Source organism: Zhongshania sp. (genome assembly GCF_029212375.1).
Classification (GTDB): domain Bacteria; phylum Pseudomonadota; class Gammaproteobacteria; order Pseudomonadales; family Spongiibacteraceae; genus Spongiibacter.
In genome coordinates, this window is the sequence record NZ_JARGNU010000001.1 from 364,117 (window position 1) to 384,739 (window position 20,623).

General features: G+C 50.9%; 19 protein-coding genes. 8 read left to right on the plus strand and 11 right to left on the minus strand.

What is annotated here, in order from left to right; all coding sequences use genetic code 11:
* Nucleotides 1-6: 6 nt before the first annotated feature.
* The 8 genes from P1U47_RS01600 to P1U47_RS01635 form a co-directional block, all read right to left on the minus strand.
* Entirely contained in the window at nt 7-876 is an 870-nt protein-coding gene (locus P1U47_RS01600; protein WP_301026763.1) for a type II secretion system F family protein, read from the minus strand.
* A 10-nt stretch (nt 877-886) separates the two neighbouring features.
* Complete coding sequence (locus P1U47_RS01605) at nt 887-1,747, minus strand: type II secretion system F family protein (protein ID WP_301026764.1); 861 nt, start codon at nt 1,745-1,747, stop codon at nt 887-889.
* A gap of 19 nt (nt 1,748-1,766) precedes the next feature.
* Nucleotides 1,767-3,020, minus strand: a complete 1,254-nt coding sequence (locus P1U47_RS01610; RefSeq protein ID WP_301026765.1) for a CpaF family protein — start codon at nt 3,018-3,020, stop codon at nt 1,767-1,769.
* A 21-nt stretch (nt 3,021-3,041) separates the two neighbouring features.
* Nucleotides 3,042-4,352, minus strand: coding sequence for a type II and III secretion system protein family protein (locus P1U47_RS01615; protein WP_301026766.1), 1,311 nt, complete (start codon nt 4,350-4,352; stop codon nt 3,042-3,044).
* Nucleotides 4,353-4,390: 38 nt separating this feature from the next.
* On the minus strand, nt 4,391-5,320 hold the full coding sequence (gene cpaB, locus P1U47_RS01620; protein WP_301026767.1) for a Flp pilus assembly protein CpaB: 930 nt from the start codon (nt 5,318-5,320) through the stop codon (nt 4,391-4,393).
* A 179-nt stretch (nt 5,321-5,499) separates the two neighbouring features.
* Nucleotides 5,500-5,991, minus strand: a complete 492-nt coding sequence (locus tag P1U47_RS01625; RefSeq protein ID WP_301026768.1) for a TadE/TadG family type IV pilus assembly protein — start codon at nt 5,989-5,991, stop codon at nt 5,500-5,502.
* 57 nt (nt 5,992-6,048) lie between these two features.
* On the minus strand, nt 6,049-6,504 hold the full coding sequence (locus tag P1U47_RS01630; RefSeq protein WP_301026769.1) for a prepilin peptidase: 456 nt from the start codon (nt 6,502-6,504) through the stop codon (nt 6,049-6,051).
* A gap of 18 nt (nt 6,505-6,522) precedes the next feature.
* On the minus strand, nt 6,523-6,726 hold the full coding sequence (locus tag P1U47_RS01635; protein ID WP_301026770.1) for a Flp family type IVb pilin: 204 nt from the start codon (nt 6,724-6,726) through the stop codon (nt 6,523-6,525).
* A 187-nt stretch (nt 6,727-6,913) separates the two neighbouring features.
* On the opposite strand from P1U47_RS01635, the gene P1U47_RS01640 reads away from it, so the two are divergent.
* The gene (locus P1U47_RS01640) at nt 6,914-7,342 is read left to right on the plus strand and encodes a regulatory protein RecX (RefSeq protein ID WP_301026771.1); all 429 of its coding nucleotides are present in this window, start codon (nt 6,914-6,916) and stop codon (nt 7,340-7,342) included.
* Between the two features lie 187 nt (nt 7,343-7,529).
* A complete protein-coding gene (locus tag P1U47_RS01645; RefSeq protein WP_301026772.1) occupies nt 7,530-7,970 on the plus strand; it encodes a Spy/CpxP family protein refolding chaperone in 441 nt (146 codons plus the stop codon).
* A 93-nt stretch (nt 7,971-8,063) separates the two neighbouring features.
* Here P1U47_RS01645 and P1U47_RS01650 read toward each other — a convergent pair whose 3' ends face one another.
* From P1U47_RS01650 to mnmC, 3 genes are all read right to left on the minus strand, one after another.
* Nucleotides 8,064-11,042 carry an insulinase family protein gene (locus P1U47_RS01650; RefSeq protein WP_301026773.1) on the minus strand — a complete coding sequence of 993 codons (2,979 nt, stop codon included), beginning with the start codon at nt 11,040-11,042 and terminating at the stop codon, nt 8,064-8,066.
* Between the two features lie 82 nt (nt 11,043-11,124).
* On the minus strand, nt 11,125-11,985 hold the full coding sequence (locus P1U47_RS01655) for a glutaminyl-peptide cyclotransferase (RefSeq protein ID WP_301026774.1): 861 nt from the start codon (nt 11,983-11,985) through the stop codon (nt 11,125-11,127).
* A gap of 75 nt (nt 11,986-12,060) precedes the next feature.
* The gene (gene mnmC, locus P1U47_RS01660) at nt 12,061-14,121 is read right to left on the minus strand and encodes a bifunctional tRNA (5-methylaminomethyl-2-thiouridine)(34)-methyltransferase MnmD/FAD-dependent 5-carboxymethylaminomethyl-2-thiouridine(34) oxidoreductase MnmC (protein ID WP_301026775.1); all 2,061 of its coding nucleotides are present in this window, start codon (nt 14,119-14,121) and stop codon (nt 12,061-12,063) included.
* A 74-nt stretch (nt 14,122-14,195) separates the two neighbouring features.
* Between mnmC and P1U47_RS01665 the strand changes: the two genes are divergently transcribed.
* From P1U47_RS01665 to P1U47_RS01690, 6 genes are all read left to right on the plus strand, one after another.
* Entirely contained in the window at nt 14,196-15,809 is a 1,614-nt protein-coding gene (locus tag P1U47_RS01665) for a peptide ABC transporter substrate-binding protein (RefSeq protein ID WP_301026776.1), read from the plus strand.
* Between the two features lie 3 nt (nt 15,810-15,812).
* Nucleotides 15,813-16,763: an ABC transporter permease gene (locus P1U47_RS01670; RefSeq protein WP_301026777.1), complete on the plus strand. Its 951-nt coding sequence runs from the start codon at nt 15,813-15,815 to the stop codon at nt 16,761-16,763.
* The gene (locus P1U47_RS01675) at nt 16,763-18,073 is read left to right on the plus strand and encodes an ABC transporter permease (RefSeq protein WP_301026778.1); all 1,311 of its coding nucleotides are present in this window, start codon (nt 16,763-16,765) and stop codon (nt 18,071-18,073) included. Before P1U47_RS01670 ends, P1U47_RS01675 begins: the two co-directional genes overlap by 1 nt.
* Nucleotides 18,070-19,053 (plus strand): ABC transporter ATP-binding protein, encoded by a 984-nt coding sequence (locus tag P1U47_RS01680; RefSeq protein WP_301026779.1) that lies wholly within the window; start codon nt 18,070-18,072, stop codon nt 19,051-19,053. The genes P1U47_RS01675 and P1U47_RS01680 overlap by 4 nt, the downstream gene beginning before the upstream one ends.
* Nucleotides 19,050-20,033: an ABC transporter ATP-binding protein gene (locus P1U47_RS01685; RefSeq protein WP_301026781.1), complete on the plus strand. Its 984-nt coding sequence runs from the start codon at nt 19,050-19,052 to the stop codon at nt 20,031-20,033. The genes P1U47_RS01680 and P1U47_RS01685 overlap by 4 nt, the downstream gene beginning before the upstream one ends.
* A gap of 75 nt (nt 20,034-20,108) precedes the next feature.
* Nucleotides 20,109-20,588, plus strand: coding sequence for a hypothetical protein (locus P1U47_RS01690; protein WP_301026783.1), 480 nt, complete (start codon nt 20,109-20,111; stop codon nt 20,586-20,588).
* Nucleotides 20,589-20,623 lie beyond the last annotated feature (35 nt).

Here is a 20,623-nt window from a genome sequence, read left to right on the forward strand (position 1 = left end):
CCTGCGTTATTGTCCTAGGTTGCCCAGTGCCGAAGAAATTGACATTAGCGCTGGGCCAGCGATAACGATTAAAAGGGCTGGGAATAGAAACAACATCATCACTACCGACATTTTCCCTGACATTTTATTAACTTGTTCCTGTAAATCTAATTTTCGGCGGTTTTGCAGTAATCTATACAATTCGTCTAGTGCCTTGTCGATGCTGCCGCCGGTGATGGCTTGTTGACGAATAACAATGAGGTATTCTTTAAACCCCTCTGCATTGGTGCAGCCAATAAGCTCGTAAAGGGCCTCTTCCTGGCTTTGTCCAGATTCAATTTTATTTACGGCCAGCTGGAGTTCTTGGGAGCAGGTGGGGGCGAGGTTGCGAAGTTGATCGCAAATGATCGCCAGTGTTCTTGGTAGTGAAAGTCCCACTCGCCATAGCATCCTTGTGGTTTGAACTAAAATCAGGGTTTCTTGATTTAATTTGTCTTGGCGACTTTGGGCAATTTTTTTAAGGAAAAAATAGGCCAAGTAAACCAGTAAAACAAAACCAAACGTGATGATGAACAGTATCGTCGTTGGTGGCGTACCTTTGAAATATGTATATATACCAAGGCATATAGCGGTCGCGATAATACCGATTAAGGTAATCGTAATCGCGTTGACTTGCTCTTGGGTGTTTAGTAGTCCGGCGCGACGTAAAAGCTGCGACAAGGAGGCAATGTGGGTGTTTTCTTCACGCAATTGCCGCCATATATCTTTAGAGTTAAATTCAAACTCTTGGTGTTTACCCGGTGCGGCTGATTCCACATGGGCTATGGCTAGTAGTATTACCGGTGCAGTGCAGAGAATAACGGCGCCTATAATGTAATAGAGGTGATGTACTTCCATGGTGTTTCCCTCAGTTGCCTATGGTCTTGATCATGCGCCATAGCACGATAACGCCTAATAACTGCATAATAACGGCGGCAATGAGCGTTTGCTGGCCGCCAGCGTCCTGCCACATGTCAGTTAAAAATTTTGGATTGTTGTAGAAAGTATAGGCAGCGATACCTGGCGGCAGTGCCGCTAAGATGGCTGCAGTTACCCGAGTTTCGCCGGTCATCGCGCTAAGCTCACGCTTTCCCGAGTCCTGCATTCTGAGAATATCAACGATATCGTCTAGAATTGAACGTATGCTGCCGCCATACTGCTCGTTAATGCGCAATGCAGTTGCTAGTACGTCAAATTCATTTAACTTATTAACGCGAGCCTCACGTTCAAAGGCTTGATGTAGGTCGTAGCCAAAGTGAACGCGGCGCACTACTCGGCGCATAACGGTGCCGAGCGGGCGCTCCAAGGTTTCTACCGAATCTGCAAAGGCATTTTCTACGGATACCCCCGCAGACAAGCGACGAGTTACTTGGTTAATAAAAGATGGTAATTGGTCAAGCATTTTGGCACGTCGCTGCGCGCCAATGATTTTTACCAGTGAGAGTGCAACTACCACAACAGCAATGGCTGAAATAATATTTATTTTTGCGGGTAGGGCTAATAAACTTACTGCAATGCCTGCTGCTGTTATAGCAATGCCAGCGTAGACGATACTGGGTGGCAGCTCTACGCCGTTACTACCGAGGTAGTTTTCTAAAAATGGGGGAAGTTTTTGGCCTACTTCAGGAATGATTTCATCTTCTGGAGTGGGTTCATTTGACTCGCTGCTAATCATTAGCACGACAAAGGCCAATCCAACCAAGAGCAGAGCTAGTGCAATCCATAACATAGCGTTTTATTCCTTTTGCTCAGATGTGTACTAGGTCTGGAGACCGAGTTACATTGTTGGCGCCGTCAACACGCAAAACCTTTCTGGTGGCATCGTCATAGATGAAGATGTCTTTCAGCGTTAGCTCATTATCAATAACGTGTAGTTCTGCGATCTGGAGCACACAGCGCCGCCCGTCTGCTTTACGACCTATATGAACAATTAGGTCCAATGCGCTGCCAATCATTTTAAGAATTAGGTCGCCGCTACCTTTGAAACCAGAAATCCCCACCATCATTTCAAGACGGGTGATGGCATCGCGCGCGGAGTTGGCGTGAACCGTACTCATAGAACCGTTGTGGCCGGTATTCATTGCTTGCAATACGTCGAGAATTTCGCCGCCGCGGCTCTCGCCAACAATGATGCGATCTGGCCGCATACGCAGCGCATTTTTAACCAGTTCGCGGGCGGTTACTTCGCCGACACCTTCATTGTTTTCTGGGCGGGTTTCGAGGCGCACCACATGGCCATTACGAAGCTGCAATTCTGCTGCATCTTCGATGGTGACGATGCGCTCGGTGTTGGGAATATATTGGCTTAAAATGTTAAGCAAGGTGGTTTTTCCCGAGCCGGTTGCACCGCTGATGAGAATATTGGTTCGATTCGCAACCGCGTTGGTTAAGTATTCGAGCACATCCTCACTGATAGAACCTGTTGCCAATAATTCTTGGGCGGTGAGAGGGTCTTTTCTGAATTTACGGATCGACAGGCACGGCCCGTCTAAGGCTAGGGGTGGAACAATGGCATTGATCCGGCTTCCGTCTTCCAAGCGGCCATCCACTATTGGGCTGGATTCATCGATACGGCGTCCTAATGGTGAAATCATACGACGGATAACTCGCAGTACGTGGCGGTTATCTAAAAAACGCATATCTGCTTTCTCAAGTACGCCTGCGCGCTCAATATAGATATTGCGCGGGCCATTTATGAGTATGTCGTTGATGGTCGGATCGTCTAATAGCCCCTGAAGCGGGCCATAGCCAACGATTTCGTTTAGCATGTGCTTTTCGAGCGATAAGAACGTTTCCCGGTCAATAACCGCCTCGTAAATGCGGCAGTACTGGCGAATGTAGGCGGATATGGCTTCTTCGAGTTTCTTTTGATTGTCGTCGTAGATGATTTTGTCATCTTCAATGCGATCAATAACAAACTTATGTAGCTCAGCTTTTAGTTTTTCATAATCATCGCTGTGCTCAGCTTTGCTCGGTGATGTTCTGCGTTCAATTAATCTCATGGCGCTATACCTGCCTAGTAATTAGTTAGCGAAGCCGACACCGGCGCTTGAAGGCCCAGCATTTGGTGCTTTTGAACCCTTTTGAGGGTCGCCGAACAGCATCGAGGTAAATGTTGGGGTGTAGTCTTGGTAGGTTTCCCCAGGCAATTCTCTAAGTTCGGTGTTTCTCGCCATTGGTTTAACCAAGTGTGGTGTTACAACCATGACTAATTCTTTGTCGTCTTGCTCAAAGCGTGTTGAGCGGAAGAGGGCGCCGAGAATGGGGATGTCGCCAAGGCCTGGGATTTTGTCGGCGTTGTTATAGGTGTTGCGGGTAACCAAGCCACTGATAATAAAGCTTTCACCTGGGGCGAGTTGAATGGTGGTGTCGGTCCGGCGCACGCGCAGTGCGGGCACCGATACGCCGCTGGTTTGCACGCCACTGCTAAAGTCCAAATCACTAACCTCTGGCGCAACTTTTAGCATAATGCTGTTTTCACTTAAAATCGTTGGCGTTAGGCGAAGACGAACCCCGAACTCTTTAAATTCAATTTGAACTTGGCCGTTGCGATTTGACACCGGATAGGGGAACTCACCACCGGCTAAGAAGCTCGCGGTTTGCCCAGACAGGCTCACCAGAGAAGGTTCAGCCAAGGTGTAAGCGTAACCGTTTTGCTGTAATGCGTTCACTGCGGCGCTAAAGTTTTTACCAGCATGGCCAATCAGGATTGAAGAACTATTTCCAGAGGTGACCAGCCCGCCCATGAGTGAGGCGATTTCACTCATGCCCGAGATCGTTGGCAGTAAACCAGCTGCACCCATTGCCAAAGCGGTATCTCCACCGGTATAGGCGAGAGCAGTACCAATTTGTTTTAGCTGAGAGCGACTGTATTCGATGATACGAATATCAGTTTGTACTTGGATCGCGCCCTGCTGAACGGTGTTGTCGACGACACTTTCTCCCGCCGCAGCAAGAAGTTGCGCGTGCTGGCTGAGGGAGTGCGTTTTACCTTGAAGAACAACTTTGTCGCCAGTGGCATCTACCGCGACACCGCTGGTGCTGGAGTTGGGAATGTTAGGTATAACGTCAATTTTAAACGTGGTTGGTTCGCCACCGCCCTGCCACAACAGCAGTTGGGTTGAACCAATTTGCTTTGCAGTAATTAAAAATTGCGTTGAGTTAAGCACTTTTAGGCTGGCGACGCCTGGGTTGCCAATAGCGCTGCGTTTAACGCTGTATTGGGTTGTTAAGGCTTGTTGTTCGCCTAAGGTCATGCGCAAGGTCTTATATGGGGCTGCCTGCACGACACTAACGAGTGTGAGAAGCAAGCCGAAAATAATTCCGTTTTTCATTATGGATACTCCTTTGCCTGAGGTTTCGCTCGCTTTCATTAGTTTTTTACCTTAATGGTTTCTACAGAGTCACCGCTGTATACATAGACGGACTTGGGTGCTGGTGGTGGCTTGAGGCCGGTAACATCGCGAATGAAGGCAGTTTTGTCGGCGTCGCTAATGTGTTTGCTTGCGGCGATGCTGGGGTCGAATGTGCTCGGCTCTGTAGCGTCGTTAGTAGTTTCCGTCAGCATGTCGGTTTCGCCTATGGCAACCAGTCGTAACTCGCCGCTTCCTTCCGCTAAGGTGAGTAGCGAGATGTCGTCGAGTGCTATTTCAAGTACCGCTGAACGACTGCTTTTGCCCGATTCTTTGTCTTCTTTTGCTGTTGAAGATTTTTTACCGTTGGTGACAACAACAGCTTTGTCATCGCGTTCAATGTCGGTACCAAAGGCAAGTAAGCGGATGTTTTTTAGCAAGCGGCGAGACATGCTTTTGTTGTAGGTGTCTTTAGACGCTTTGGTAGTAAAAATTACGTCAACGCGGTCACCTGGTTGTAAAAAGCCACCGGCGCTTGAGGTTTCATTAACTTTAATAGCGAGTGCGCGATAGCCAGGGTTAATGTGAGGAGCAAGTTTACTTTGCTTTTCAAAATGGCTGTGGCGAATGACCGCGCCGACCGGAATTTTGGATTCGAGTTTTTTGTTTATAAGGTCTTCAGCTTTTGTGTAACTGTCCTCAACCAGCAGTGGGTAGGGGATGAGCTGAACATCTTCGGCGCTGATGATTTCACCTTTGGCCATACTGCGGTTAACAATAAACAGCTTTTGGGCGTAGGTGAAATCACTGGGCTCGGATGTTGTACTGGTTTGCGCCACTGAACGACTTTTAGAAACGTCTTCCTGGCTTATTTTATATCCAATTACCCCCATAAACACTGCACTAATAATAAGCAGTGCTGCGATAATTTTTAAAGTCCTTGCTTGCATAGTCGTGTCCCTGAAAGGTGTCGATAACGGTTTTACTGTTCAATGCTGCTGTGTTAATTCAATACTAAGTGCTGTGTCATAGTGTTGCTATTGTGAGTGTTACGTATGATACCTACGGCTTGTACATGCTGGGTTTTACGCGCGGCCTCAAACTAAGGTTATTAGGCAATTCCTTAGCTTTAAAAGAGCAGGCTTGCTTTGCCAGCGAGTTTATTTGGCAGGGAGGGTAGTTTTCCAAAACCCGGCATAGTAATACCGTCTAACAAGGGCGCGGCTGAAATCGATACTTCACATAAAACACCATTCACTGTGACAGCGGCGCCACCACAGGTTGAGCCGTCCTCATCGGCGCAGCATGCTGTTGCGGTCAAATTGTCAGGTCTGAACACCAATAAGCTGGATGTGGAGTCTATAATGGCTAAGCTATTTGCATTTGCCGCTAACTCTAACTGCCATTCTGCGGCGGTTTCACAATCGTCACAGCTAGAAAGCGTCATTCGCAAAACCTCTTCGCTTGAGTAGGTAAAGTTTTGAACGAGCAAGAACGCTAGGCCATAAACAATAATGGCGTAGCAGATAATAAAAAATACGGGGAAGATAAACACAAACTCGATGGCGACAGCGCCTTTTTGCCGTCGCTGCTTAGCGCGAGAAAAATTACGGTTTGCCATTGTGGTGCTCCATGCTGTGCTCGGTGTTACGAAAATGCCACATTGGGTGGCGCTGTCTTAAAAAATACTTAAGAAGTTTAAAGATAGTGCACCTAAAGCAATTGCGCTTCCCAAGGGCAAGCCGCCGTGAAACGGGCTCTGGTGAGTAGCCATAGTTGGGCAATACACTTTTGTTAATGACATTCGCTGCGCGAAATGTAGGAATGTCATTAATAACAGTAAACTGCTGATACCGATTGAAAACACCCACAGTAATTGCAGTGGTGTGTAGAGTGGCGCTAATACCAGCATTAACTTTACATCGCCGCCGCCAAGCACGCCCCTGATATAGCCGGGTAAGGTGAGCGCTAGTGCAATGGTGATATTAATTACTAATGTCGTTAAACCACTGCTTTCTAATACGGCATTTGAGTAAATACCTAGTGCCAATAAAACCAGTAAGTAACTATTGGGTATTCGACGATGCATCCAGTCGATACACCCAATAGCAACGAGAGGGACTATGAAGAGCATTGAACGCTCAGCTACCTACTATGGTGTTGCACTTTCAAGTTTGTCGCCAATTTTGCCAAATGCAGTACCGATACCTGCGGATTCGTTGTTAGAACCAAGCAAGCTAATACCAAACACAATAATGACGACGAGCAACGCGGCCATAATTGCGTATTCAATTGCGCTGGCGCCACTTTCGTCATTTTTCAGGTTGGCCAGTTTGCTAGTAATTTTGTTTAACATGAGTCATTCTCCGTGATTAAAGTAGTAGGTCGAACATCGCAGGTTTCCCTCTCGACCTTGGTAGTTACTTTGTTCTTTACACACTTTGAAAGAAATAAGTAGTTGCCGAAGTTTAGTTAGGGAATTTCGAGGGTTTTATCGCGTTTTGCGGTGTTATTGGGACTTTGATCACATTTTGAGCGAAAACATGTCGAAAAAACTTCGCTATAAGGCGATGGATTTGCTCGCTCGGCGCGAGCATTCACGCAGTGAGTTGGCAACTAAACTTAGTCAACGATTCCCTGATAGTACTGGGCTTGAAGCGGTATTAGACGGTTTAGAGGCTGACGGTTTGCAATCAGATAGCCGATTTGCGGGTTCGTTTTTCCGGCTGCGGGTGCAAGGCGGTTTTGGGCCGCAGCGGATTCGTGCAGAATTGCGCCAGCGCGGGATTAACGATGATTTAATTGCGCAGCAGTTTACTGAACATGAGGTTGACTGGTTTTTGGCAGCGCAAGCCTTGTTTGCCAAGAAATATGCGAACGTGGATATGAGCGAACCGCGACTACGAGCCAAATGTATTCGTTATATGCAGTATAAGGGCTATCAAGCCGAGCATATCAGCGCTTTATTTTGATTGTTTGGGCTATTATATTGAGGTCTGCACGAGTCTAGCGGCGGCTTTCTGGCATTGAATAATACGGAAACTAATGAATGGTATGCCTTGTCAAGCGGCGACCGAATATATTTGTTGCTAGTCTGCGCGTAAAATAAGCATTGTGTATAGATCTCGCGATCATTTTCTTAAATCAGGAATTAAATTCATGAGTCAGGTTAAAAAAATAGTAGGTCTTGCGGTAGTTGGGGTGAGTTTGTTGGTCGGTTTTAGTTCTGCGCAAGCGCAAAGTGTCGATTTTGGCGGTGAACGATTAGACGAGTTAACTATCCGCTTGGGCTTGAGTGTGAGTCAGCAACAGCAAGTGAAAACGCTGTTAGAAAAATATTCAGTCAAAGCGAGTGGTGTTCGCGATGGACTTATACAGGTGCAGCAGAATATCCGCAGTGCAAATTTAAGTCGTTTAGATAACGCTGATATTGCGCGGCTTAGCAATGAAGCGGGTCGCCTATCTGCAGCTCACACCGAAAGCCTGTTAACAACCCAGCGCGATTTTTACCAGCTGCTAACGGTTAAGCAAAAGCAGGATTACAACAAAATGCGTTCAGACGCGCTTGCTGCTCAAGCAGGCCAATTGCCGAATAAGTAGCACTGCGTAAGATCAATTGGTTCAATGTGAAAAATCATATTGATGACCACAGCGCCGGAACAATTGATGTTCGGCGCTGCAATCCTTCCTAGTTCAATCCGTTTCGGTGTGTAATTGTTCAATACTGAAGTTTTGCTCGCTCAGCCAGTCGCTCAGCTCGGCGGCTTTGGCGGCATTGCTCAGCACTGCGACACTGGCATTGCCACTCTGCAAATACAGCGCACAAACCCGCAGTAAATCGGCTGCATTTACCGCCAAAACTCGCTGGCGGAAACGTCGGCGCTGGCTCAGGCTGCGACCAAAGATGGTGCTGTGATAGTCCTGTTTGGCTTCGCCAGCGGGGGAGCCCGGTTTGTCGATACTGCTGACCACCCCTAGTATCGCCTCTTCTAAGCCCTGGGCTGATACTGTGGTGTTAAGCATCCAGTCTATGGACTTGTCGAAATCGCTAAGCGTGTCTTGCAGGCGTGGGTCGCGGTAGGAGTAAAAGCGGAAGGCGGCAATATTCGAGTCTTGCGAGGCTCCGCCGCCGTAGGCGCCGCCTTGCTCGCGAATAACGCGGTGTAAAAAGCCATTTTTCATATAGGTTGCGAGCACGGTGAGTACTGGCGCATCGGGGTGGTCTGACGGTACGGTTGGGTAGGCCTTGGCGCAGAAATTTACCTGCGAGTTGGCAACCCAAAATTCCTTTTTACATTCTCTCACCGCAGGCTGCTTGAAGTGGCTTAGCGTGGTGGCATTAAAGTCTTGCCACAGTGGGGCGAGTTCGTTGCACAGCGCGTCGAGCCGGTCGTCTTCCGCCACGATCAGCAGTTGACGCTCTGCACCGAGCATTTTCTGGTGTATGGCGGCTAATTGCTGGGCGAGCGCAGTTAAATTGGCGGGCTCGGTGATGCCTTTGTTTAAACTGTTTAGATGGCGGATGCCGCTCAGGCCGCCAAGGGCTTCGTTGATCTTGGCGACAGGGCTCATGCCGGCGCTGGCCGCGGTCATGGCAAGGCTGTGACCGTTGCCGGTGATGCCAGATTCGCGGCGAGCCGTTAATTGGCTAACCAAGTCATGGATGCGCTCACATTCATCAAAGCGCAGGGTTTCAAGGGTGTCGCGCATTAACTGAGTTTGAGCGGCGGCGTTGCGCAGCAGCGCTTTAGACGACAAGACTAAATACGCTTTTAGGTCTTGCTCATTATTTGTATCGCCGCGCATGGTGGTAAACGCACTTATCCCGCCGCAGACCTGTGCTTGCCGAGCTTGTACTTGTAGGTAGTCTTGATCGCCAAGGCCGAGTTCGGTTAGCACTTGGGTATAAATTGTGAGTAAGGCTAATTCGTTGTCGTTAAGTTCGGGCAGGGTAATTACTAATTGCTGATACACCAGTCCGTTGGTGCCGCGGCCGTAGGTGGTGTAAGGCAGGCTGCCAAATTTGGCTTGCTCGCTATGCAGCGCTGGAATGTCGAGGGGTACATCATCCAGCGTAACCTTGGGCAGAATACTGTCGTCCTCTTCCATGGCTTGGCGTTCGACTAGCGCCGCCGCTTGCTCAATAATGGCTTGTTTTTGCTCGGCATTTAAACTGGCTTTGATGCTGGCTAAGCGCTGTTTTTCGGCCTGCTCGATACGGGTTTGAATGTTTTCGTCGGGGCTCAACACCAAGGTGACGCGATGCGGGTTGTCTAATAGCGCTTGCGCCAGTTGCTTAATGTATTCGGGCTTTGCAGCGCGCTCGCGCAGGGCTTGCAGGGCGGGGTCTAAATTGAGCAACTCAATTGGCTTGCCGCGATGGGTGGCACTGCCTAGTGCTGTTAAAATAAGCTGCAGTCCGTAGGGGTAACCGTCACCGCCAATCTCGCGCTGTTGCAGCTCTAGTTGGTGCAGAACAGCGTCGACATTGTCTTTGGCAATACCGTTCGCAGCAACCTCGCGCAGAGTATCTAAGATTAGCGCTTCAACGTCGTCGACCTTTGCCGCGCTGCTACCTTCTAGGCCGCAGGCAAACACCATTTCGCGCATGGAGTCTTCCAGCCCGCACATGGGGGATGGCGAACTGCCTAGGGTGCTGGTTTCTAGGGCGTGAAGCAGTGGGCTGGCGCTATTGTCGAGTAAAACGCCCGCGAGTAATTGCGCTTCTAACAGGGTTTCTAATTGGGTGCTTTTGCCCAGTAACCACGACACCACAATATGGGTTTTGTCGCCCTTGTTTTGTGCGGCCGGCAGGGGGTAGCTTTCTTGTACGCGAATGGGTGCGTGGTAGCGCTTTTCGTCGCCAACGGCAATGTGGCTGTCGATGGCCTCAAAGCGAGCTAAACCCAGTTCTTCAAAGCGGGCTTGGTGCTGCGCGGCGGGTATATCGCCAAAGGTCATGAATATTGCGTTACTGGGGTGGTAATGGCTCTGGTAAAAGGATTTGAGTTGTTCATAGCTGAGGTCGGGAATTGCCTCTGGCTCGCCACCGCTATTGTAGTGATACGTGGTGCTGGGAAATAAGTATTTGCAGAGCGTGTGCCAGAGCTGGCTAGAAATAGAGCTCATCGCGCCTTTCATTTCGTTAAACACCACGCCCTTAAATTCCAGTTCGGATTCGGGGTTGCCCGGCTCTTTAAATTCAACGCGGTGCCCTTCTTGCGCAAAGTCTAGGGGGTGCAGGCGCGAGAAAAAAACCGCGTCCATATACACCTGCAAGAGGTTTTCAAAATCTTTGCGGTTGCTGCTGGCAAAGGGGTAGGCGGTCCAGTCTGAGCTGGTAAAGGCGTTCATAAAACTGTTCAGTGAGCGCCGAATCATCATAAAGAATGGGTCGCGCACTGGGTATTTTTCGCTGCCACACAGTGCGGTGTGCTCCAGAATATGGGCTACGCCGCTAGAATCTTTAGGCACGGTACGCAGCGCCACTAAAAACACATTTTCGGGATTGTCGCTGGCAATATGGTAGTGGCTGGCGCCGGTTTTGATGTGTTGGTATTCGGCAATGCTTACGCCAAGTGCGGGTATTTCTTCGCTGCTGATTAAGGTAAAGCTCGGGAAGGCTGCGGGTGTAGTGGTATTAGCTGTTGCGACAGGCGCTGCTTGAGTCATGCTTTATCCAAATTCCAGTAGGTGGGGCGGTGTATCAAATGAGTCTAGCATTCTAGCCGCTGAAAAAGGCCTTGCCTATGACTTATCGTACAGCCGCTTTTTGTAGATCCTTGACTTTGCTCAGATCAAATTTAATGCGATAAATTTTTGGCCAGAGTTTGCCGGTGATTAGCCAGCTATCGTCGCTAGGGTCGTAGGCGATGCCATTGAGAACGGCCTCTGGGTCTAGCGTGGCGGACTTGGCGGCATCGAGGGCGAGGGCGCTGAGATCCAACTTGGCCAATACATTGCCAGTAACGGCGTGAATAATGAGTAAATGCGATTTATGCCATTGATTGGCAATAATGTAATCACCATGGCACTCCAGCTCATTGAGCTGATCCACTGGTTGTCCAGCGTCATTAACGTTCACCTTGTGGCTGAGTTTTAGGGTGTTGGCATCAATCCATTGCAGCTGATCGCTGCCATTGCTCATTACCAGAAAATCACCGCGATCTTTATTCACGCTGGCGCATAAGCCCCAGCCTTGGCCCGCGTAGTCAAAGACATCAAGTAGCTTGAAATGGTGGGGGTCGAGTACTAAACCTTTGCCCGCCCGCCACGTGAGCATATACAGTTTGCCGCGATACAAGCTTAAGCCCTCGGCAAATAGGTTGCTGGGTAGCACGGTGCCAGTGATGCTGTCTTCGGCTTTGGGCGGAAAAGCCCGTGACACGACTTTTGAATGGCCATATAAACCGCTGCTTTCAAATAGCCGACCTTGGTAGAGCTCAAGGCCTTGGGTGAATAGCGCGGGCTGGTGTGGGTAGCTTGTTTCCAGGGTGTAGGGTAGCGTTTGTGCTGCCAAGGCTACTAAGGGGCTAAATAGCAGGCTTAAAAAGGCAATTAAGCGCAGGGTGGTTTGGGGAGCTAAACGGCGCAAATGCCGAACTGCATTGATCATGGCGATTTCATTGTCAGGGTAGTATTTCCATCATACAGACTGCACAGGCTTTCGCCAGTAGGTCCTTGATACTCCTTATAATGCTTGTTTACGGATGAGCTTGCGAATAATAAAGCGGGCGGGGGACAGTGCTTGGCAGAGATGCCGAGGCAGCGGTCTTATGTCATTGGCGATATAGCTGGCCAGTAATTCCGCGCACAGCGGGGTCGAGGTTAATCCCCTAGAGCCATGCGCGACATTAACATACAGATTTGGGTAATTGGCCGCCGCAATTGGGATTTTGCTGCGCGCGTCCTTGCCTAGCACCTTGTAATTCTCGGCGAAGGTGGCAAGTTGCGGTACCGCGCCAACAATGGGCATGTAATCGGGGCTGGCGCAGCGGAGCGCGGCGCGACCACCAATGGGCCTTGCATCTTGTTGTAAAAGGTTTGGCGCTAGGGCGCTGAGCTGTTCAAGGTTCCAATCATGATCAGCGCTGCGCAGCTCATTACCTTTGTTAAGAAGGTCAAAGCTGGCACCGACACAGAGTTGCCCGTTAATGGGTGGCGCCAAATAGCCTTCGTGGCAAATAACACACTGGGGCGATTGGCAGAGGCTGGCTTCGGCCAGATAGCTCAACTGGCCGCGAATACTCTTCAGGGGTAGGTAAGCAGTTTGCGCAAAGTGCTTGGCGTCGTTGCTATTGGCGATCACAACCGTGTCTGCACGGACAATACACAGCTGTTGTTCGTCAAGTATCTGCCACTTTAGATCACTGTGTTCTAGGCGCAGGGCACTGGTGTGATTGACAAGCTTTATATTGGGGTGATCAAGCAGGGCGGCGCAGACACTGGGCGGCGATAACCAGCCCGCCTGGCGGTAGAAAAACCCTTGGCCGTCTAGGGCGATGCCCGAACAACGGTGAAGCTCGTCACCACTAAGAAATTGCAGCCAATCTTGATCTCCTAAGATGCCTTTAAGTTTTAAAAATTGACTGATTTCTTTTTGTGTTTTGGCCAGCTGCAATACCCCGCAGAGTTCGCCTGTTACCCGTTTTTGATCGAGTTGCTCGCGATAATGGGCAAGGGAAAATAAGAAGCTGGCCAAAGTAAATTGATTGAGGTCACCAGGGTCTGCCGAGAGCTTGGTGTATAAAATTCCTTGGGGATTACCGGAGGCGCCGCTGGCAGGGGTGTCGCGCTCAATGACGGTAACCTTGTAACCGCGCTGCGCAAGGGCCATGGCGGTGCTGCAGCCAGCGAGTCCGGCGCCGATGATGGCGATGTGCTTAGTTGGTTGTTGGGCAGCGGGACGGTGCCAGGGCACTGCCACGGGCGCTGGCCGAGGGGCATCGCTGGCGACAGAGTGCGTAACTGTGCCTTGCAACATGTCGCGCTTGCGGCCAAACCCTCTTACTTTTGCAACACTAAAGCCCTGAGCACGCAAGCCGCGCTTAACAAAGCCAGCTGCGGTAAAGGTCGCAAAGGTCGTACCGAGCTTACTTAAGGCACCAATGCAGGCGAATAAATCGTCGTGCCACATATCTGGATTAGTCGCGGGTGAAAAACCGTCTAAAAACCAGGCATCTGCACACGGTGTATTCGTGGCGTTAGTGTTAAATTCCGGAGCAACTACAGAATTTGGCGCGTCGAGCAGGGCTGGAAAACAGCTAAGCGCATCGCCAAACAATAAATCCAAGCAAACTTGTGCACTATTCAACAATCTACGATGCTGGCCGAGTAACAGCGGCGGATAATTGTACTGTAGTATAGCTGCTAGAGACGCGAGTTCGGGCCAGCTTGTTTGAGCGCGGCGCAAGTCCTCTGCCTTGAGTGGGTGTTTTTCTACCGAGATGTAGTGAAGCTGCCAGTGTTGAGGTGCAGTTTGCTGCCATAGCTGCCAAGCCAGCAGAAAATTAAGGCCAGTGCCAAAACCCGTTTCAATAATTGTGAATCTTCCCGTGCTTTCTCTGTCCAGAGCACACCAGCGTTCGGCAAGATTATTATGATTTAGAAAAACATGGCGGCTTTCGTCAATGCCGCTCTCTTGGGAAAAGTAAATGTCGCCGTAGTCTGCGGCGCGTGGTGCGCCATCATCGCCCCATTGCAGATTGGCACAGTGAATAGAATAGGGATTATCGTGCTGGCTTGTGGTCATTATAAAGTGGCTGTCGGTACTTGCAGGGAGTGTATTGTAGCAGTGAAGAAGGCCAAAACCTCGGTGTATAAACTTTGTTGATATGGAAAGCGTGGTGTAAAGCGGTTGCGGTCAGTGTTCTCTTGCTGTGGGCGAGTCTGAGCTCAGCTCAGGCGGTAGACGCCGATAAAGCCAAGCTCACCTTGGCCCTTGCTACCGAGCCGCCGACCCTCAATAGTGCAGTGGCCACGGACACGATTGCCAGTTTTATCTTAGCTCATCTAATGGAAGGGCTGCTGGTTTATGGCCCTGATGGTGAACTCGCCCCTGGCGTAGCGCTGCGCTGGGAATTAAATGCCGATGGCGCGCGTTTCTGGTTGCGTGACGACGCCCGCTGGAGTGATGGCAAGCCAGTGACGGCCCATGATTTTGTGTTTGCGTGGCGGCATGCCTTAAGCCCCAAAACAGCCTCGCAATATGCGTTTATTTTTTACCCTATTAAAAATGCTGAGGCGGTCAATCAGGGTGTACTCGCCCCAGGTGAGCTAGGTGTAACTGCGGTGTCTGACACCGAGCTCAAGGTTGAGTTTGCCAATCCCTGTCCGTATTTTCTTAGCCTAACTGCGTTCATGACATTTTTACCTCTGCGTGAGGATGTACTTGCCCAGTGGGGAGGGCGCTACGCCGCCGATGCCGACAAGCTTACGGTGAACGGCCCCTATCTTTTAAATAAATGGGTACACGGCGCGCGCATACAACTGCGTAAGAATCCGCAATATTGGCATGCGGATTCAGTGCAAATTAAAGAAATTGATATGCCCTATATCACCGCCGATCCAAGCGCCCAATTTAATCTGTTCCGCGATCAGCAAATCGCCATGGCGCCGCTAGACACCGGTCTGCTGAGTGAAGCAGTAAAGCGGGGCTTTGATATAGAGTATTTTCATACCGGCTCGCTGTTTTTTTTGGAATTCAATTTCCGCGAAGGTCGCATCACCGCAAATCGCGCTTTTCGTAAAGCCGTTCAGCGTTTGATTGATCCCGCATTACTGGTGAATAAAATTATTGGTTTGCCAGGGATTCAGCCCGCGTACTCGTTGTTTCCGGTCACGGTAAAGGGGCTTAAGGCGGGTTTTCGAGAAGAATATCCTGTTATGCGGGTCACTCCCGACATTGCCGCCGCGCGGACCTATTTGCGCCAGGCTAAGGCCGAACTCGGAATAAGCGAGATTCCGCCCTTGATGCTATTGGCTGGCGATAGCCCAAGAGCCTTGCAAGAGGCGGAGTACTACCAGTACTTGTTTAAGACCGGCCTCGGCATTGAATTGCGTATCGACCAGCAGGTGTTTAAACAGCGTCTAGAAAAAATGCGCCGTGGTGACTTTGATATTGTGGCTGCTGCGTGGGGGCCAGATTACGACGACATTATGACCTTTGCCGATTTATTTGCTTCTTGGAACGACAATAACCGCGGCCGCTACAACAACTCGCTGTACGATCGTTTGATTCGATTGGCGCAAAACAGCAATGACCCCCGCACGCGATTTAATGCCATGGCGCAGATTCAACGTATTGTTGTTGACGATGTACCCATTTTGCCAACCTATGAGAATGGCGCACTCTATGTTCAAAATCCGCGCTTGCGCGGGGTGCGCCGCAATATTTTTGGTGGCGATCCCTTGTTTCGTTACGCATGGATTGAGCGCTAAGCGATGCTAAAATTTATTGCCAAGCGACTTTTATCTGGGGCGATTACCATTTGGTTTATCGCCACCGCGACTTTTTTTGCAATGCACGCTGTTCCTGGCGATCCACTTACCCAAGAAAAAGCCATGTCGCCAGCGGTTAGATCCCAGCTCGAGGCCCGCTATGGTTTAGATAAACCGCTTATTGAGCAGTATCAGCTGTTTCTTAACAATATGTTGCACGGCGATTTTGGTATTTCCTTCACCCAAGAGAATCGCAAAGTTAACGATATTATTCGCGAGCACTTTCCAATATCGGCCATTTTGGGTATTACGGCGGTGTTAATCGCCCTTGTTGGCGGCGTTTCAGCGGGTACCGTTGCGGCGTATTACCGCAATCGATGGCCAGATCGTATGGTGATGGTGGCGGTGATTGCCGCTATTTCGGTGCCCGGCTTTGTGATTGCAGGTCTGGCGCAGCTGACTATTGTGGCAATGAATAATGCCGCAGGTAAAACCCTACTCCCAGTGGCGGGTTGGGGCGGGGTGAATCATATCTGGGTGCCGGCACTGGTCTTGGGCTTGGGCACAATGGCCTACTTGAGCCGGATCATGCGGGCCTCGATGCTCGAGGTGCTCAGCGCAGATTTTAATATGGCAGCCAAAGCCAAGGGTGTACACGGCTGGCGGCTGTTTTGGCACCATCAGTTGCGCAATGCGGTGTTGCCGGTAGTCACTGAGTTAGGGCCGACCATTGCAGGGGTGACCACGGGCGGCTTTGTGGTGGAGTTAATCTTTGCCATTCCCGGTTTGGGCCGCTATTTCGTGCAAGCTGTTCAGCAATTAGATTACACCGTCATTATGGGCACGACGGTTTTCTATGGAGCATTTTTAGTTTTAGTGGTGGTCGTGGTCGATATTAGTTATGGCTTAATTGATCCCCGTATTCGCCTGCACAGTGGCGGGGGTGGCCGCTGATGGAGTTATCGGTATTCCGCTTTGCGCGGCGGACATGGGCGAGCGACGAGCTTGAGCATATCGCGCCGCTGCCCCTGCCCAAAATGGCCACCCCCGCGGTGGTGGTGTCGACCTTGGTGGTAATCGCCTTATTACTGTTTGTGAGTGTTGGCCCCTTGCTGTGGCGCCAAGATCCGTCTCAGCAGTGGTTGTCGCAAATATCGGCGGGGCCAAGTGCCCCTCATTCCGTGCGCTTAATTCTTAATAGTGGGCCATGGCAGCCGCCGGCTGGCGAACCGCCGCAGACCTTAATGGTACACGAGGCCAACACCGAGTTTGTGCGTCTGCAATGGCCCAAGCTCGACGGTGTGAAGCGCTATAGGGTATATCGCGCATCTGCGCACAAAGCTGGGTTGGGTTTGGCGATTGCCGAAACCGATAAGCCCTATTATCAAGATCAGCTGCAGCTGAGTTATCAGATTTACCGCTATACCATTGCCGACGCCGATACGGGACTACTATTGCTAGCACGCGATGTGCGGCCAGATGCGGCCATGTCGCTGTTTGAAGCCCAGTTACAGGGTTTGGTGCCCGTGGGCAAGGTGAATGGTCGCCAGCAATGGCTTACGCTTCCGGGGCATCCGCTAGGTACCGATGCATTGGGGCGCGATATATTGGCCAGATTAATGGCTGGTGGCCGAACCTCACTCTTTGTTGGGGTGGTGGCGCCCCTGTTGTATATCACCTTTGGCTGTATATTTGGCGCCATAGCGGGTTTGGCAGGGGGCTGGGTAGACCAATTAGCAATGCGTTTTGTCGACTTTGTGGTGGCGCTGCCATTTCTGCTATTTATGATTTTGTTTAGGGTCGCCTTTGGGATTGGCCCTGGTGAAAATGGCATTACGCCGCTAATTGTGGCCATGTTAATGCTGAGCTGGCCGGGCAGTGCGCGGCTGATTCGCGGCCAAGTTTTGGCCTTGCGCAGCCAGCCCTTTGTTGAGGCGGCCAAGCTCGCCGGGGTTGGTACTAGTCGAACCATATTGCGGCATATGCTGCCCAATGTGTTGCCCATGATTTTGGTGGCATTTAGCTTTGCTATTCCCCAAGCAATTTTCACGGAAGCCTTTTTGTCGTTTATTGGCATGGGGGTGTCGCCGCCCACCACGTCGTGGGGGGCACTGTGTAATGACGGCATAAAAACATTGCTATCTCACCCTCGGCAATTGCTGCTGCCGGCCTTGTTCATCAGTGTGTCGGTGCTGGCCTTTAATTTACTCGGTGACGCGCTGCGTGATGCCACCGATAGACGTGCGGGGGTGGCCAAGGCGTGAACTTACTAGAACTAGAACGCTTGCAGGTAAGCATAGGCCCTGTGCAGGCGGTGAGAGACGTGTCATTGAGCTTGGCGCCAGGGGAATGCCGTGCGCTGGTGGGTGAGTCGGGTTGTGGCAAATCTGTGACGGCAATGAGTTTATTGAATCTAATGCCGGCCGCTGCAAAGACGAATGCGCTGCGCTGGGACTTTGCCGGACGCGATATGCGCCAGCTGAGCGAGCGCGATTGGCGACAGCTGCGAGGCAATGAGATTGCCATGATTTTTCAAAACCCGATGACAGCGCTGGACCCCACCCAAACGATCGGCAGTCAAATCGCCGAGCCACTGCGCATTCACAAGGGTTTGTCTAAACGCGAAGCGCTAAATAAGGCGATAGCGCTATTAGAACGTTTGGCGATTGCCAACCCCGCCCAGCGCGCAGGGCAATATCCATTTGAATTTTCTGGCGGTATGTTGCAGCGCGCGATGATTGCCATGGCTGTGGTTTGCGAGCCACAACTACTCATTGCCGATGAGCCGACCACCGCGCTGGACGTAACTGTGCAGGCAGAAGTGCTGAGTATTTTGCGGGAGCTGCGTGAATCCAGTGGCACCGCGATGTTATTTATCACTCACGATCTTGGTGTGGTTGCCGAAATTGCCGATTCGGTGTCGGTGATGTACGCCGGCCAAACCGTCGAAACGGGATCGCTCATTGATGTTTTTAGCCATGAGGCTCACCCCTATACTCAGGCTTTGAAACGCGCGGTCCCAGACATGGCGAACCCCCAGCCCTTACAGGCAATTGGCGGAACCCCGCCAGATTTGCGGCATCCCCCGACGGGCTGCGGTTTTGCCGCGCGCTGCGCTGAACGCATGGCGATTTGCGATCAACTGCCGCCTAATTTCGCGTGTAAATCGCGCGCCGAACATTATTCGCGGTGCTGGCTTTGGCACCCAGAGCACCCAGCGCGGTGGCGGGAGGCCGAACAATGAGCGGCGCACTTATTCAACTTCGCGAGTTGCGCTGTCACTTTAGCAGTGGTCAGGGTTTGTTGGCCGCAGTCGACGGTGTAAATCTCGATATTGAGGCGGGTGAGGTTTTGGGACTGGTGGGCGAGAGCGGCTCGGGCAAATCTACACTTGGTCGGATTATTGCGGGCTTGCAGCCGCGCAGTGCGGGCGAGTTGATTATTGCTGGCAAAGCCATGCCCCAGTACTACAATCGCCGCCAATTTAAAACCATGTCCACTCAAGTTCAAATGGTGTTTCAAGACAGCTACGCCAGTCTTAATCCCCGTATGACCATACTTGCCAGTTTGCAGGAGCCGCTGTGGAGTAAGGGGGTGGCGGCAACAACGGCGCGCGCTAAAGCAGCGTACTGGCTGGAGCGGGTCGGTTTGCCGCAGTCGGCGGGGGAGCGCTATCCCCATGAACTTTCTGGTGGCCAGCGTCAGCGCATTGGTATTGCGCGGGCCTTTATCGCCGAGCCGCGGCTGGTGATTTGCGATGAACCGGTCTCGGCACTGGATGTGTCGGTGCAGGCGCAAATTATTAATTTACTGCAAGAGCTGCAAAGTGAACACAATACCGCTATGTTATTTATTGCCCACGATTTGGCAGTGGTGCGTTTTCTGGCCAGCCGCACGGCAGTGATGTACCTTGGTGAAATAGTTGAACTAGGGGAAACGGCGGCGCTGTTTGAGGGGCCGCGACATCCCTACACAACGCGGTTGCTCGCATCGCATTTAGACGGCAAACTTCGTCAGCGTAGTACTACAGCGGTGGTGCCGATGAAATCTCAGGCCCACAAAACGCCATTGGCAACGGACAACGGTTGCCGATTTGCGCCGCGCTGCCCGCTGGCAGAAACCGCTTGCAGTGCTAATCCGCCCTGGTTGCGGCAGACTAGGCTGGCGACGGAAGCGGCTTGTCATCGCTTAGCCGATATCGAAATCGCGAAGCTGCGGCAATAATTTAACGTCCTCAAGGCTTAAACATCGTTAAAGTGCTTGCGGGTAAATAAGAATATTTAATGTGGACTTAAATCGATGAAAGTAAAAATGGATGCGCCCAGTGTGCTGGCAGTTGCCGCTACACTCTTTAAAACCGGTATTCTCGATGCAGGCCGTACCGAGGCTAAACGCTATTTTCGTGAGTTAGAGGCAGGGCGTGAGTTAATTTTGAGCGATATGGCCATGCCAGATAAATCTAAATTGCGCATTAAGCTGCAGTTATTGCCCCAAGAATTTCGCGGAAAGTTGAATTTCAGCGCGTTTAAAGAACATCTGCTATTTTTAACAGCAGAGCTGGCCAAGGTTGTTAAGGCGCAGTCTGAACCCATAGTGATGAGCGATGATAGTGGTGCGCAGCTCTTATTCAATATTCCAGCGCTCACCTATATTGATGGGGTGTTAAATGCATTGGTTTTGGGTGCAGATCTGCGTCGATCAGGCGAGTTGGTGTTGCAGCTTATGTTTATTGATCCGGACCAATATCGAACGGCAGAGATCCAGACTGCGAACGGCTAGTGTTGACACTGAACACAAATGTCGATAGCTTGCCT